This is a genomic window from Bacillus sp. A015 (genome assembly GCF_053851875.1).
On the sequence record NZ_JBSPZB010000003.1, the window covers coordinates 79,251 to 93,076 of the forward strand.

At 41.6% G+C, this 13,826-nt stretch carries 14 protein-coding genes; 7 read left to right on the forward strand and 7 right to left on the reverse strand.

Going from position 1 to position 13,826, the window contains the following annotated elements; translation table 11 throughout:
- Positions 1-3: 3 nt before the first annotated feature.
- Complete coding sequence (locus tag ACSLGF_RS03695) at positions 4-1,059, reverse strand: tetratricopeptide repeat protein (RefSeq protein ID WP_456002662.1); 1,056 nt, start codon at positions 1,057-1,059, stop codon at positions 4-6.
- 219 nt (positions 1,060-1,278) lie between these two features.
- Between ACSLGF_RS03695 and fabZ the strand changes: the two genes are divergently transcribed.
- Together fabZ and mscL are read left to right on the forward strand one after the other, a co-directional pair.
- Positions 1,279-1,713 carry a 3-hydroxyacyl-ACP dehydratase FabZ gene (fabZ, locus tag ACSLGF_RS03700; protein ID WP_456002664.1) on the forward strand — a complete coding sequence of 145 codons (435 nt, stop codon included), beginning with the start codon at positions 1,279-1,281 and terminating at the stop codon, positions 1,711-1,713.
- A gap of 126 nt (positions 1,714-1,839) precedes the next feature.
- Complete coding sequence (mscL, locus tag ACSLGF_RS03705) at positions 1,840-2,235, forward strand: large conductance mechanosensitive channel protein MscL (protein ID WP_456002666.1); 396 nt, start codon at positions 1,840-1,842, stop codon at positions 2,233-2,235.
- Between the two features lie 221 nt (positions 2,236-2,456).
- Here the strand turns inward: mscL and ACSLGF_RS03710 are convergent, their stop codons facing one another.
- The gene (locus ACSLGF_RS03710) at positions 2,457-2,867 is read right to left on the reverse strand and encodes a YwpF-like family protein (protein ID WP_456002668.1); all 411 of its coding nucleotides are present in this window, start codon (positions 2,865-2,867) and stop codon (positions 2,457-2,459) included.
- Between the two features lie 117 nt (positions 2,868-2,984).
- On the opposite strand from ACSLGF_RS03710, the gene ACSLGF_RS03715 reads away from it, so the two are divergent.
- The 3 genes from ACSLGF_RS03715 (at position 2,985) to ACSLGF_RS03725 (ending at position 5,546) form a co-directional block, all read left to right on the forward strand.
- Positions 2,985-3,341 carry a hypothetical protein gene (locus ACSLGF_RS03715; RefSeq protein WP_456002670.1) on the forward strand — a complete coding sequence of 119 codons (357 nt, stop codon included), beginning with the start codon at positions 2,985-2,987 and terminating at the stop codon, positions 3,339-3,341.
- 402 nt (positions 3,342-3,743) lie between these two features.
- Positions 3,744-4,604 (forward strand): Cof-type HAD-IIB family hydrolase, encoded by an 861-nt coding sequence (locus ACSLGF_RS03720; protein WP_456002908.1) that lies wholly within the window; start codon positions 3,744-3,746, stop codon positions 4,602-4,604.
- Between the two features lie 153 nt (positions 4,605-4,757).
- Positions 4,758-5,546, forward strand: a complete 789-nt coding sequence (locus ACSLGF_RS03725) for a PAS domain-containing protein (RefSeq protein ID WP_099726465.1) — start codon at positions 4,758-4,760, stop codon at positions 5,544-5,546.
- Positions 5,547-5,623: 77 nt separating this feature from the next.
- Here ACSLGF_RS03725 and ACSLGF_RS03730 read toward each other — a convergent pair whose 3' ends face one another.
- Together ACSLGF_RS03730 and ACSLGF_RS03735 are read right to left on the reverse strand one after the other, a co-directional pair.
- Positions 5,624-8,401: a DEAD/DEAH box helicase gene (locus ACSLGF_RS03730; RefSeq protein WP_456002672.1), complete on the reverse strand. Its 2,778-nt coding sequence runs from the start codon at positions 8,399-8,401 to the stop codon at positions 5,624-5,626.
- Positions 8,388-9,995: an SWIM zinc finger family protein gene (locus ACSLGF_RS03735; RefSeq protein ID WP_456002674.1), complete on the reverse strand. Its 1,608-nt coding sequence runs from the start codon at positions 9,993-9,995 to the stop codon at positions 8,388-8,390. Before ACSLGF_RS03735 ends, ACSLGF_RS03730 begins: the two co-directional genes overlap by 14 nt.
- A gap of 186 nt (positions 9,996-10,181) precedes the next feature.
- Here ACSLGF_RS03735 and ACSLGF_RS03740 point away from each other — a divergent pair, with 186 nt between their 5' ends.
- The gene (locus tag ACSLGF_RS03740) at positions 10,182-10,325 is read left to right on the forward strand and encodes a hypothetical protein (protein WP_003214884.1); all 144 of its coding nucleotides are present in this window, start codon (positions 10,182-10,184) and stop codon (positions 10,323-10,325) included.
- A gap of 116 nt (positions 10,326-10,441) precedes the next feature.
- Complete coding sequence (locus ACSLGF_RS03745; protein WP_456002676.1) at positions 10,442-11,761, forward strand: UDP-glucose dehydrogenase family protein; 1,320 nt, start codon at positions 10,442-10,444, stop codon at positions 11,759-11,761.
- Between the two features lie 241 nt (positions 11,762-12,002).
- Here ACSLGF_RS03745 and ACSLGF_RS03750 read toward each other — a convergent pair whose 3' ends face one another.
- The 3 genes from ACSLGF_RS03750 to ACSLGF_RS03760 are packed head-to-tail and all read right to left on the reverse strand — an operon-like array spanning position 12,003 to position 13,610.
- On the reverse strand, positions 12,003-12,536 hold the full coding sequence (locus ACSLGF_RS03750) for a chromate transporter (RefSeq protein ID WP_456002678.1): 534 nt from the start codon (positions 12,534-12,536) through the stop codon (positions 12,003-12,005).
- Positions 12,536-13,117, reverse strand: coding sequence for a chromate transporter (locus ACSLGF_RS03755; RefSeq protein ID WP_456002680.1), 582 nt, complete (start codon positions 13,115-13,117; stop codon positions 12,536-12,538). The genes ACSLGF_RS03750 and ACSLGF_RS03755 overlap by 1 nt, the downstream gene beginning before the upstream one ends.
- Positions 13,118-13,133: 16 nt before the next feature.
- Positions 13,134-13,610 (reverse strand): Lrp/AsnC family transcriptional regulator, encoded by a 477-nt coding sequence (locus ACSLGF_RS03760; protein ID WP_456002682.1) that lies wholly within the window; start codon positions 13,608-13,610, stop codon positions 13,134-13,136.
- Positions 13,611-13,826 lie beyond the last annotated feature (216 nt).

The window sequence follows — 13,826 nt, forward strand, 5'->3', positions numbered from 1 at the left end:
AAGTCAGCCTCTCATGATAAAAAAGGCGGCTCGCTCAAAGTCGCCCTTTTTTTTATAAAAATCTGAGACATCTGCAAGTAGATCCTCAAGATCAATCCAGGCTTCTTTTCGTTCAAGACATGTGACGAGCGTGGCAATCTGCTCATCTGCTTTGGGCGTTTCGCTGTAGAGAAGGAATAGGATTTGGAACTTGATTCTTAATATATCAAACTGAGAAGCAACCGCTTCTTTTAGCCCTTTTTGTATATATTTCATTCCTTCATCGGTTAAATTTTCTTTAAAACAGGAACGCACAGTTTCGTAGAGACACGATACGTAGGAGTGTGCGGACTTCCGGTATGCTGGGAGACAAAGCGCTTTTTTAAAGTATTCTAGTGCTACCTTATGACGGTTTTGTCTCGATTGAATAAAACCAGCATCATAATAAACGATTCCGAGCAGTTCTTGGTCATCAATCATTTTCACGTATTCGATAATCTCAATGAAAATAGCTTCTGCTTCCTCATATTTTTTTTGGTCGCTAAAGTTAAGTGCGAGCACAATTTTACAACGATAAATGCTATGGATATCCCCGTGCTTGGCAAAGATGTCCATGGCTTTTTGAATATGACGAATCGATAACAATGAGTAGCGGTTGTTATAATAAATACCACTTGTACGAAAATGGAATTCTGCTTCCTCGAGCTCATCGTTTAGTAAGGGAAGGCGTCCTTCTGCCTTTTCAAGATAATGAATGGCATCATTTTGATCGCTGTTTAAAGATTCGTATAGTCCGAGAAAGAAGTAAAAATAATATTGCAGTTCTTCGTTCATTTGATCCTTATGGAGCATCAGTTCATGTTTGAGTTTTTCTAAGTCCTCTGTCTGATTCATCCAGAGCTGATGACGGAATAGCATGAGTTGATAATGCAAATAAAGCCTCGGTTTCTTTGATAATTTACGTTTATGTTTTGATAGAGTTGTTTTGATATCTTCAGCCTTCGAAAAATGTCGATGCTTTAGCATTGTATACCACGAGTGGAGAAGTTTTTTAATGGATTTATCGCTCATAAAATTCATTTTTACCCTCTTATTCAATCAATGATGTAATATATATTACCATATTTGTGAAAAAACAATGAGTGTAGTGTGGATTATATTTGATGACAATTGGTAATGATAGATTCTATTTTTTACCATAAATGTGGAGTGGACATTGAAAAATGACAGCATTCATAATATACTTTGATAGGAATCAAATGAAGATCAGCCATATAGAAAAGAAGGAGAGATCAAGATATGCTTGATGCTCAGCAAATTCAAGAGATTATTCCACACCGTTACCCATTCTTATTGGTCGACCGTATTTTAGAGGTTGAAGGTGAGAAAAAAGCGGTTGGGATTAAAAATGTCACAGTCAATGAAGAATTCTTTAACGGTCATTTCCCAGGATACCCAGTCATGCCGGGTGTACTTATTGTGGAAGCACTCGCACAGGTTTTTGGGGTGATTATGTTAGGCAAAGAAGAAAACAAAGGGAAGATTGGTCTATTCGCAGGGATTGACGGCTGCCGATTCAAAAGACAGGTCAGGCCTGGTGATCAGCTTCGTTTAGAGGTTGAAGTGACGCGTCTCCGTGGTCCTGTCGCAAAAGGAAAAGCGGTAGCTACAGTAGATGGCGAAGTTGCATGTGAAGCAGAACTTACATTTTCTATCGGTCCTAAAGTATCATGATTTGCCTGGCGGTTCATCTTGCATGAACCGCTTTTTATATGGGGAAGCTCAGTCTGAAAGGATCAGGACTTGCATTTTTGACAAAAAAACGTCATATTAGACAAAAAAAGATGAAGGTGATAAAGGATGCTGAAAGAATTTAGAGAGTTTGCAGTCAAGGGGAATGTCATTGACTTGGCTGTAGGTGTCATCATTGGGGGAGCATTTGGCAAAATTGTCACTTCTCTTGTGAATGATTTGATCATGCCGCTTGTCGGTATTATTATTGGGGGGCATGATTTTAGCGATTTAGCCATTAAAATCGGAGATGCTCAAATTTTGTATGGTAACTTCATTCAAACTGTGGTAGATTTCTTGATTATCTCGTTTTCCATTTTTATCTTTATTCGTTATTTGAATAAGTTAAAACGGAAAAAGGTAGAGGAAGAAGAGGCTGTGGAAACACCAGATCAAACAGAAGTTTTACTAACTGAAATTAGAGATCTATTGAAAAATCAAAGCCAATCTAAAGATGTGCAATAGAAAAAGAGCGGCTAACCCCGCTCTCAGCGTGTAGACAAACCCTCGCATTCGCCCGGAGTCCTGAGTGCCGGTGCTCACGAATCGTTCATTCGCTTCGCTCCGGTACTCGCCCTTCCTAGACTTCAAGGGCTTTCTAACACGCTGAAAAGAAATAAAGGGCTAAAATAAAGTTCATTTTAGCCCTTTGTCAACAATCTGAGAGCGGCTGATCCCGCTCTTTTTTATGTGTTTTGTTTAAAAGCATCCAGCAGTTTTTCTCCTGAAAGCCCCTCTTTGACGAGGTCTTTTAATACTTCTTCGGTTTCTGTTCTATAACGATTTGTAATCATTTTACCATCGAGTAACACAGAAATGTTTTCTTCTAAGGCAACGATGTTTTTCACTTGGACAGATAGATGAACAGGGCGGTTGTTTTCTTTTGTGATCGTCACGAGAATCTTCACTTCTGTGTGCTGCTGAAAGAGCACCTCAAACACTTGTCTATGCTTCTTTGGAATGAGTGCCTCAATCATCCAGTGATTTTCACCGTCTTCTTTATTAATGATTAAACCGTCACGAAGGGGAATGCTGGATATTTTATCTTGCGTTGGATCAAGTTCGATTTTGAGATCAATCAGCCTAAAGGTTTTCATATTTATCACCTCACAAGCGTTCATTATTCGTAAGTATCATTATAGCATACAACATCTGTATAAATGAAACCGCTGCCTACTCAGAACTAGCTGCATATAAGTGAAAGGAGATGTTTTATGGAGTCCTATCAACTGCGAAACATACATATTGGTGAGGAGAAGGAAAAAAGCAATATGCGAATATATTCATGGGGAGACATTCTTTCATTTTGTGATGTGTACATGGAAGAAGGCGAGTCTCTCACTTTTCAATACGTCACAGAGGATCAAATGGACTGCTTTGAATTTCAATTGTCGATTCATGACGGGCGGCTTTGTTTTTATTGGTTTGCGTGGGACGGATCTGATTATATTCACATGCCTTCTAGTAATTGGATTCACTCAGATATTTTTTATCAATTTATGAAAAATAAGTATTTCGTCAAACAAAACAAGATGATGTTTTATACTCAAGCAGTAAAAAACAAAAATTAAAGAGGGAATAGAGAATTTGAAGGGCGATTTTGTCATTTTCATGTTTTGTCACATACGACCTTTCCCAGTAGACTAGGGGTAGTTGAAAGGAAAGGAGGCCAGTCTTAAATCAAAAGGTCAACGTCTAGCATCTAATAGCCCCCCTCTAGCTAAAGCTGATAGACGTTGCCTAGTGCAAATGAACACTGCGTAATAGAACCGATGCTTCTTTGTATAGGTCATGTGTCCCCTATAATCCCCTTATGTGTATCCGGTCATGTTTCATGGCCGGGTACCCTTTTATTCACTGATAAGCCGATCATCCCTTGCAAATAGTGGATACTCATTTCATAATGATGATGGATTTGATCAACGGTATGTCAATTGAAAATGCAGACAAAAAAGGAGAGAACGATGACAAACATTCAATTAATCGCAACGGATTTAGACGGTACTTTATTGAACAGTGAACACAAAGTGAGTCAGGAAAACGAGCAGGCATTAAAGGAAGCAGCAGTGAACGGGATTGAGGTTGTCGTTTCAACAGGAAGAGCGTATTTTGATGTGAAGTCTATTTTTGATCAGCTTGGTATGAATACGTGGGTGATTAGTGCGAATGGAGCTGTGATTCATGATCCAAGTGGACAAGTGTATCACTCAGCTGCTTTACAAGAAGAAAAGGCCAAACACATATTATCCTGGCTTGAGGAACGTGAATATTACTATGAAGTCTTTACGAATGAGGCCATTTTCACACCGAATCGCGGCAGAGAGCTTCTTGCGATCGAAATGGATCGTTTAAAAAGTGCAAATCCAGAAACGGATCAAAGTGTTCTAAAGCAAGCGGCAGAAGTTCAATACAGCCAGTCGGGTTTTGCCTATATTGATACATATGAAGAATTGTTTCGTGAGGATCAAAAGCTTTCATTTTACAACATTTTAGGCTTCTCTTTCTTTCAAGACAGACTGAAAGCCGGATGGGATACATTTGGACATGATTCAGATTTAACATTGGTCAGTTCGGCTGATCATAACTTTGAGATTGGTTCAAAGGATGCGTCTAAAGGGCAGGCATTAACAAGGCTGGCAGAAAGGCTTGGTATTCCTTTAAGCCAGACAGCAGCTGTAGGAGACAGTTTAAATGACGAATCGATGCTTCAAGTAGCTGGTGTTGGGGTTGCGATGGGTAATGCAAGAAAGGATATAAAAGAAATAGCTGATCAGATCACGTTAACAAATGATGAACATGGTGTGGCGCATATGATTCGACACCTTTTGAAATAGACGAATCAGATGTATTGGTATAAATCATATAGGATAAAGCACATTCTACAAAAGAGGAATTCAGAACTACTTCTATTTACACCGGCTGTGGAACATCATATAATTTAATTATGAATATAACCCGCTTGTAAGGAAATTAAGGAGAGTAAACGAATGGCGCTGGAATCTTATAAGTCCGAAAATCTTCATTTAATCAAGGAAGCTTTAGACTATACTCAGGTTGGCCTGACGGTGACGGACCCGTCTTTACCTGATAATCCTTTAATATATGTGAACAAGGGCTTTTTAGATATGACAGGCTATCAAGAAGCGGAAGTACTAGGGAAGAATTGTCGTTTCCTTCAAGGAGATGAAACTGAGCAAATCGCTTTAAAGCAAATTAGAACAGCCATTGAGAACAAAGAGGCTGTCACTGTTCAGCTGAAAAATCACAAAAAATCTGGACAAATGTTTTGGAACGAGTTAAGTGTGGCTCCTCTTTGGATTGATGAGAATGAAGGAAAACGTCTTTATTTCGTTGGTTTGCAAAAAGATGTCACGAAAGAGAAGGAACAGCAGGAGCTTCTTGAGCAATCGATTGATGAAGTGCTCAATATTTCTGTCCCTATTGTTCCGGTGAAGGATGGTATCTCTGTGTTACCGATCATTGGTACGTTAACAGCGCCAAGATTTGATAAAATCATCTCAACGGTCTCCACCTATATCTCTCAATCCAAGGATGATTATTTTATTGTGGATCTGTCTGGTTTATTAGAGGTGGATTCGTTTGTGGCAGATGCGATCTTTAAGCTGAACGATTTGATTTTAATGACTGGCACTGAACTGATTGTGACAGGAATTAAACCAAATCTTGCGATGAAAATGGGAGAAATGAAAGAGGACTTCCGTGATTTGAATACGTATATGAACGTGAAATCTGCATTGAAAAAGCTGCAAATTTAACAATCTTCTATCATTGAATATGAAATTAAAAAAGAGGACTTTTCATCAAGCTTGAGAAAAGTCCTCTTTTGCTGTGATTAAGATGATTGAGCTGCCGCACTTAATGTGAATAAATCTTCTAGTTCGTTCGTCGATAGCTCTGTAATCCAGCTTTCACTTTGGATAATTTGATCATTTAATGTTTGTTTTGTTTCAAGCATTTGATCGATTTTCTCCTCGATCGTGCCGGTTGTAATCATCTTATGGACGTGAACAAAGCGTTTTTGTCCTATACGATAAGCACGGTCTGTCGCTTGGTTTTCTACAGCAGGATTCCACCATCTATCGTAGTGAATGACATGATTTGCGGCGGTTAAGTTAAGTCCTGTTCCTCCTGCTTTTAAAGAAAGAATTAAGATGTTGAACTCTTTCTTCTGGAAGCGTTCCACCATTTTGTCCCGCTCCTGTTTTGATAAGCTGCCATTTAAAAATTGAACAGGTTCTCCAAACATCTTCTCCGCTAGCTGCTTGATCATGTTGCCCATGTCAATATATTGCGTAAAGATGAGGCAGCTTTCTCCTTGTTCATGTATCGCTTTTAACAGCTCTGCTAATTTATCCATTTTTAATGAACGTTTCAGCAGCTTCACATCTGTCCCGCTTTCTTTTAAATAGAGAGCAGGGTGATCGCAAATCTGTTTGAGTCTGCCGAGCATACTTAAAATAATGGCTTTCCGCTGCATCCCTGTTAATGAAGCCATATGTTCAAATGTATCCTTGACGAGCTGCTCATATAAAGAAGCCTGCTCAGCGGATAGTGGGATGAATTCTTTTTCTTCTAGTTTCTCAGGCAGATTCAGAGCGACCTCTTCATCTTGTTTTGTTCGTCTTAATAAGAAAGGCTTGATCAGCTGCTGCAGCTGTTCAATTCTTTTTTCTTCACGATCTTTTTCAATCGGAAGAACGAATTTCTTATGAAAGCTGGTCAGGCTGCCGAGATACCCTTTGTTGACGAAGTCGAAAATGGACCAAAGCTCCGTCAAGCGGTTCTCCATTGGTGTTCCGCTGAGGGCAATGTGATGCAGCCCTTTTAATTGCCTGATCGCTCTCGATTGTTTCGTATGGGCATTCTTGATGTTCTGGGCTTCGTCTAAACAAATGGTATTCCACTTTGCTGATGTTAATTCATCACGATCAGAATGTGAGAGCCCGTAAGACGTCAGGACAATATCTGTTGACTCGTATGCTTTTGTAAAGTTACCCCCTTGTGGACGTGATGGCCCGTAATGCAAGGCGACACTCAAATGTGGTGCAAATGTTTCAAGCTCTCGTTGCCAGTTTCCTAAAACAGAGGTCGGCGCAATGATGAGAGATGGAGCGGTCGTTTGCTGCTGCTCCTTCAAATAGGTGAAATACGCGATCATTTGAATCGTTTTTCCAAGTCCCATATCATCTGCTAAACAAGCCCCGAACCCATGAGATCTTAAAAATAAAAGCCAGTTCACACCGTGCTGCTGATACGGACGCAGTGTGCCTTTAAAGGACTCACTCATTTCGTAAGAAGGCAGCTCATGTGCATCATTTAACTGATGGACCAGCCCTCTTAATTGAGATGAAAGTTCAAATTGAATATGGGCAAATGACGAACTATCTAAAAGCTCTGGGATGGCTTCAGAGGATGCCTCTTGATCTGCCAGTTCACGTGACAAGATATCAGACATGTGCAGCCCTTCATTTTCGGCACGCTCCATCCATTTTTTCATTTGCTGGATGAAGGTCGGATCTATTTTTATCCATTGCCCGCGAATATTGACAAGGCGCCGTTTACTTTGGACAAGCTCGTTGAACTCATCTTCTGTCAGCTCGATGCCGTTAGTCGCAAAGCGCCAATTAAAGTCCATTAAGGCATCCATTCCGACATGCGATTCGCCTCGTGGTGTTGAGGAAATTCTTGCTTTTAGCATCATCGTGCTTTCCTTTACGATTTGCCACCATGATGGGAGCAGGATCTCAATGCCCATATTCACAAGTGTTTCACTTGCTTCAGATAGGAAGAGCCATGCTTCTTCTTCTGACATGAGCGTCGTGCCAGATGTGAAAGAGAGCCAGGGGACAATTTGACTGAATCGCTCCAGCTCTCTTGTGATTTTTTCTTCATACGGACGCCAAGATTTTTTTAATGAACGGATGCCTTCAAAGAAGTGAAGATCGCTGTTTTTCTTATCACGTAAAAACAATTCGATTTTCCAATCATCCCCGTCGTATTCTGGCTCATTTAAGCGCAAGCCGACAGTGAAAGGCGTCTCATCATCGATCCAGCCAATCGTCTCCAAAAAATCCTGCTCATCTAAAAAATGTCCTTGAAAGGATGAGAGGGCAGGCGATTGTGCAGTCATGCGGTTCCATTTGTGCTGCAGGGCATCATCATATTGAATGTAATCCTGTACAGCAAAGGAAAACCAATCAGCCGTATAGCCATCTAATAGGCCTTCTTTGTCTTTAAACCGAAGTACACCTTCTGTCCATGCCTCGTAATCGGGAACGAAATCTTCATCCTCAATGAATTCGTAAATGGTAGAGGCTGTTTTCATAAGCGGCTCGGTTTCATCCGTTAATGTCACGTGACTAAAGGTATTAAATGAATTTTTTCCTAGCAGTTCAACGGTCATCCAAGGGCTTAACAGGAAGGCAGGTGTGCCAATAAAGCTCACATCTTCTAAGAACGTTCCGTAAAAAGAAGATTCGTGCCATTGGAAAAGCTGTCTCTTCATTTCATTAAGCGGAACAGGGTGTCCGTCCTCTGCTTGCGCTGAAATGGTGAAAGAGAAATCTTCTGTTTGTTCTGCATGAATGACAATTTGTTTATGGCGTGTCATCAATTAATTTTCCTTTCTTCATTTCCTCTTGGAACGCACGCAGCCGTTTCGTTGAATCTTGCAGCTGCTTCACATATCTTTCCCAAATCGCGGTTTTTTTCGTTTTATGATAAAGCGTACGCAGTTTTTTGAGCATTTTCACAGACTCTCGATAGGCATTTCGATTCTTTTGATCGAGCAGCAGTGAGATTTCACGGTGGTACGATGGAATGAGCGCTTCAGGCTCCTCTTTTGCAATCTGTTTGATCAGTTCCTTTTCCAATTCACTGATGGAGAAACCAACAAGGCTGTGAATCTCAATCCATTCTGCATAGCGCTGCTGTGCATATAAAAGCTGACTATATTCAGTAAAAGCATAGGGCATGCAGATTTGGAGGTAGCGTTCATATAAATGATGATCCTTCGTCTGCTTAAAGTACGCATCTAAATAAAAGAAGAAATCACTGACGGCTCCTCGCAGTTCTCTGTAGGAAAGATCCAGCTGGCAATATTCTTCTAATACATAGGAGATCTCGTTATACCAAAGCTTGAGTCGTTTCCAGTCCTTGCGGTTGGTGAGATCCTTCAGCCAATTGAGCACATTTGGCAGTATATGTGCATTGAGCAGCTGTAATTGCTGAAAGAGCCTTTCGTCTTCTTTGAGCAAATAATCCATGTGCATGAGCCCGATGGTACGTTCAACCGTTTGTTCTTGCTGCTGAGCGTTCTTGAGTAATTCTGTTTCTTTTTTGACCCATTTCCCTCTATTTAATATGGTTCCCCAAATCTCCATAAAGACCGCTACTCGTTCATGCTGGAAAGGTCCGCTTATTTGAAGAAGTGTCCGAACGGCAGTTGGTGTGTTTTCAAGAAACGGATCGAGGGAAAAGGAAAGGGCGTATGTTTTCAAATGATCCACTGAATCAAAAATGGTGTTCATGAGCTGTTCTACATATGGATTCATGGAATAAAAGTCCTTTTCGGCATCAAGCCGGCCGAGGTCAATAAGCTCATGGAGCCGTAACCACACATCAATGGACGTATGAATCGCATACAAACTCTTGAATTCAGGTGAAGTGGGTGCGTGTTTTTTCAGGATCGATAAATAGCCGTAATACAAATGTTGTGGTGTTTGCTGATGCTTCGGTGTCCGTTTTAGCCAGAGATTAAATTCCTCCTGGAAAAAAGTCAGCCAGCTTTGGAGTGATTGTTCGTCTGGGCGCTTCACTTGGAAGTGCTGTCGAATCAATTCTTTGCTGCGCTGTAACTCATCCTGTTCTGACCAATTTTCTGTAAAGCCGGTCACACTCTCTACTTGAGCGTATAGCGAAAAGAAGACAGCGAGGATGTGTTTACAAAGTCCTTCAGCTGGACATGAGCAGCTGCTTCTCACTGGAAACAGCACATGAAGGTGGACTCTTGCTGCCACGACATCATGTACATAAGCTGACCATTCGGTATCAGACTCTTGCTTGAGACGATATACGCTGTCCTGTCTATAAGTAATCAATGTTTTTTTGATGAGTTGTTTGTTTTCATCTGTCGCAGGAAGAAGTTCTTTGATCTGTTCGGCTGTTTGTTTGATTTCTTCTTCGTTGAAGTTGTGCTGAAGCATTTGATCCGCTCCTAACCAAGTAAAAGATTCCAATTCTTTTATTATAGCTCAATGGTGATTTATAAAAAAGTTTTTCATGAAAATGGTCATAAATTTCAAAAGCTGTCGAATGATGTATTAGAGTATTGCATAAACCAACCATACAGCATATAATAATGAAATTAGTGGAATCGAAAGGATACAGACATGGATAATAAGGGTTTAAATCAAGAAGAGTTTTTAAAGATTTTGATGTACGCTCATGATATTGGTGAAAATTCAAATGATGTCACAACAAAAGAAATGCTTGAAAATCTGATTGCTCATATTCGAAATGGTCTTGTTTCATAAAGGTGACCCCCTGCTAGTTGCGGCAGGGGGTTTTTGTATGCTTTTATGAATGGAAAGAAAACTCCCGGCATACGATGACATTACAAGCATAAGGAGTATGGGGAGCTGATGGTGTCATGAATATTGCGATTGCAGGCTGTGGGTATGTGGGGCTTGTCACGGGGGTGTGTTTAGCGGAGGCAGGACATGATGTGACGTGTATTGATATTGACAGCAAAAAGGTCATGCAGCTGAAGCAGGGAAATCCTCCGATGTATGAACCCGGATTAAAAGAGCTGCTGAAACGGAATCTTGAGCAAGGACGAATTCATTTTCATGTCAATGGAGCGGCAGCCTACCCGCGGGCTGATGTGTTAATGATTGCCGTCGGTACCCCGCAGCAGGCAGACGGTCAAGCCGATTTGCAGTATGTGTTTCAGGCTGCAAAAGAGATGGGCATAAAAGCGAAGCCGGGTGCGGTGCTTGTGGTGAAAAGTACGGTGCCTGTAGGAACGGGTGATCAACTCGATCGTTTGATTCATCAAGAATTAGGGCGGAATGAGCCGTTATCTATCGCATCTAATCCAGAATTTTTACGAGAAGGGTCCGCCATTTCGGATACATTGAGAGCGGATCGGCTTGTGATTGGGGCTGAAACAAAAGGCGTATTAGACCAGCTAGAGGGCATGTATGCTGATTTTCACCTTCCAGTTGTGAAAACAGATCGTAAAAGTGCAGAAATGATCAAGTACGCATCAAATGCTTTTCTAGCGACAAAAATCAGCTTTATGAATGAAATTGCCTTGATTTGTGAAAAAACAGGTGCTGATGTTGAATGGGTGGCACAGGGAATGGGGCTTGATCAGCGGATCGGTTCTTCGTTTCTCAGGGCGGGCATTGGCTACGGAGGTTCCTGTTTTCCAAAGGATACAAATGCACTTGTCCAAATCGCAGGGCATGTGTCCCATGATTTTGAGCTGTTAAAGGCTGTGATCAAAGTAAACAATGAGCAGAAAGCCAGTTTTATCCGAAGTATTCAGGAGCGGCTGGGGGTTAATCTAGAAGGGAAGCGAATCGCACTTCTTGGTCTGTCCTTTAAGCCAAATACAGATGATATGAGGGAGGCGCCATCGATCCCGATCGCTCATGAGCTCCATCAATTAGGCGCGGAGCTGGTGGCCTATGATCCTGTTGCCGCTCGCAAGGCAACCCGTGAACTGCCTGATCAAGTCTTTTTTGCTCATACCATTGAAGAAGCGATAAAGGATGCCAATGCGGTCTGTATATTAACAGAGTGGGCGGATATACAGGCTTTTCCGCTCTCGGCCTATAAGGAATGGATGAGCCAGCCGCTCATTTTTGATGGTCGAAACTGCCATACGCTTGAAGCAGCAGAACGAGCAGGGGTCGAATATCATTCTATTGGACGCAGGCCGGTCTCTCCTATTTATATGTAAAAGAAAACCGATAACAGATGATGTTATCGGTTCAGATTGTTGACAAAGGGCTAAAATGATTTTTATTTTAGCCCTTTGTCTTCTTTTCAGCGTGATAGAAAACCTTTGAAGTCTAGGAAGGACGAGCACCGGAGCGGAGCGAATTTGACATTCGTGAGCACCGGCGCGCAGACCTGACAACGAATGCGAGGGTTTGTCTACACGCTGAACCGATAACAGATGATGTTATCGGTTTTTAACGTTAATGCGGAAGAATGAATCCGCCATATAAAAATGCAGCCACAATGAGAAAGGCAGGGTGCATCTTGAATTTGGTCATAAAGAAAAATGAGATGGCAGCAATGGCGAGCGATTGAGTCCAGCCAATGGCTTTCACTGCATCTCCACCGATTTCCCATGTTAATAAAAGCATCATCATGGCAATGACAGGCTGTACGGATAAGGTCATGCCTTTTACGACAGTAGATTGGCGAAAGCGGTCAATGAGCTTTAGCAATAAAATCAATCCAACAGCGGAGGGAAGTACAGTTGCAAGCAGTGCTACGATAAAGCCTGGCCAGCCCATGACATCATAGCCCACATATGCCGCAATTTTCGTAGCGATTGGTCCTGGAAGTGCATTGGCTAAAGCAAGCATATTGGAGAATCCTTCGTTCGTCATCCAATGAAAATGATTGACGATTTCTTCATAATTGAGCGGGATCGATGCAGGGCCTCCGCCATAGCCTAACAGGTTGGACAAGAAGAATGCCCAGAATAAAAAGAGAATCAGCATCATGAAGACACTCCTTTCTCTTTATTTGTTCGATTCCAGTGATGTTTCAGTTTGAAATGAAAGGCGCCATAGCATAAAAAGATGATGACAATGATTCCTGGATGAATGGATAGCACCTGAAGGCCGATAAATGCAAGAAGGAACAGAGTGACACCGAAGATCATCCCGAAGCCTTTTAGCGTTTTTTGCGCAAATTCATATGCCATGATGCCTAATAGAACGGCAATGACTGGTGTCACAGCGCCAATCATATTTTGAATGATTTGTGAGGAGCTTAAGACACTGACAAGTGTGACAAGTGCCACCATGGCGAGACATGTCGGTAAAATATGAGCAGCTGTTGCGACAATTGCGCCGCATGCCCCTTTTAATCGATAGCCGAGGTATGCCGACATCTTAGTGGCGATTGGACCGGGTAATGCATTGGCGATGGCGAGTGTTTCTCCAAATTCGTCATCATTGATCCATTGATATTTCACCACCGCTTCATGACGAATGAGCGGTATCACGGAAGGACCTCCGCCAAAGCCGAGAAAACCGGTTCGTACCATTGCGATGATGAGTTCGATATATGATTGCAAATGGTTCAACTCCTGTCTACAATTTCATGCCCATTCGGCTTTTGTATCGTTTAATGAGCATCTGGCAGTCGACACTGACGACGCCTTCAAGCGGATATAGCTTCTTTGTTAGGAATGTCTCCATTTCCTGTTCATTTTGAAAAATGCCATGCATATGCAGCTTGCTTGGTCCTGTCATATGGTAAAGGCTTGTGACAGCTGTTTCCTGCTCAAGCTGAAGGGCTACCGTTTCTAAAAATTTCGGCTCAACCTCTACATTAAAGAAGACAGAAACATGAATGCCGATCTTCGCGGGGTTAATCACAGCGGTGAATCGTTCAATGACACCTGCTTCAATGAGCTGCTGAATTCGGGCTTGCACGGCAACACGTGAAAGACCGACTTGTTTCCCGAGATCTGTATAGGACATACGCCCGTCCTCGTGTAATAGGGATAAAATTTGTTTATCTCTTTCATCTATTGTTAAGTCTGGAATGCTATAATCGTTTGACACCGTATGACCACCTTTCTTCTGTTGATATTCTATCATATTCTATTACGAATAGAATGATTGAATTTCAATTTACAAACGAAATGAAATCGTTATGTTTGATAAACAGTCGATATGTATAAAAAACACCCCGGTATGACCGGGGTGTCCAGATTGTTGACAAAGGGCTAAAATGATCTTTATTTTAGCCCTTTGTCTTCTTTTCAGCGTGATATGAAA

Coding starts and splice junctions, on each gene's coding strand:
- ACSLGF_RS03695 (WP_456002662.1), bottom strand. CDS start 1,059: ATGAATTTTATGAGCGATAAATCCATTAAAAAACTTCTCCACTCGTGG.
- fabZ (WP_456002664.1), top strand. CDS start 1,279: ATGCTTGATGCTCAGCAAATTCAAGAGATTATTCCACACCGTTACCCA.
- mscL (WP_456002666.1), top strand. CDS start 1,840: ATGCTGAAAGAATTTAGAGAGTTTGCAGTCAAGGGGAATGTCATTGAC.
- ACSLGF_RS03710 (WP_456002668.1), bottom strand. CDS start 2,867: ATGAAAACCTTTAGGCTGATTGATCTCAAAATCGAACTTGATCCAACG.
- ACSLGF_RS03715 (WP_456002670.1), top strand. CDS start 2,985: ATGGAGTCCTATCAACTGCGAAACATACATATTGGTGAGGAGAAGGAA.
- ACSLGF_RS03725 (WP_099726465.1), top strand. CDS start 4,758: ATGGCGCTGGAATCTTATAAGTCCGAAAATCTTCATTTAATCAAGGAA.
- ACSLGF_RS03730 (WP_456002672.1), bottom strand. CDS start 8,401: ATGACACGCCATAAACAAATTGTCATTCATGCAGAACAAACAGAAGAT.
- ACSLGF_RS03735 (WP_456002674.1), bottom strand. CDS start 9,995: ATGCTTCAGCACAACTTCAACGAAGAAGAAATCAAACAAACAGCCGAA.
- ACSLGF_RS03740 (WP_003214884.1), top strand. CDS start 10,182: ATGGATAATAAGGGTTTAAATCAAGAAGAGTTTTTAAAGATTTTGATG.
- ACSLGF_RS03745 (WP_456002676.1), top strand. CDS start 10,442: ATGAATATTGCGATTGCAGGCTGTGGGTATGTGGGGCTTGTCACGGGG.
- ACSLGF_RS03750 (WP_456002678.1), bottom strand. CDS start 12,536: ATGCTGATTCTCTTTTTATTCTGGGCATTCTTCTTGTCCAACCTGTTA.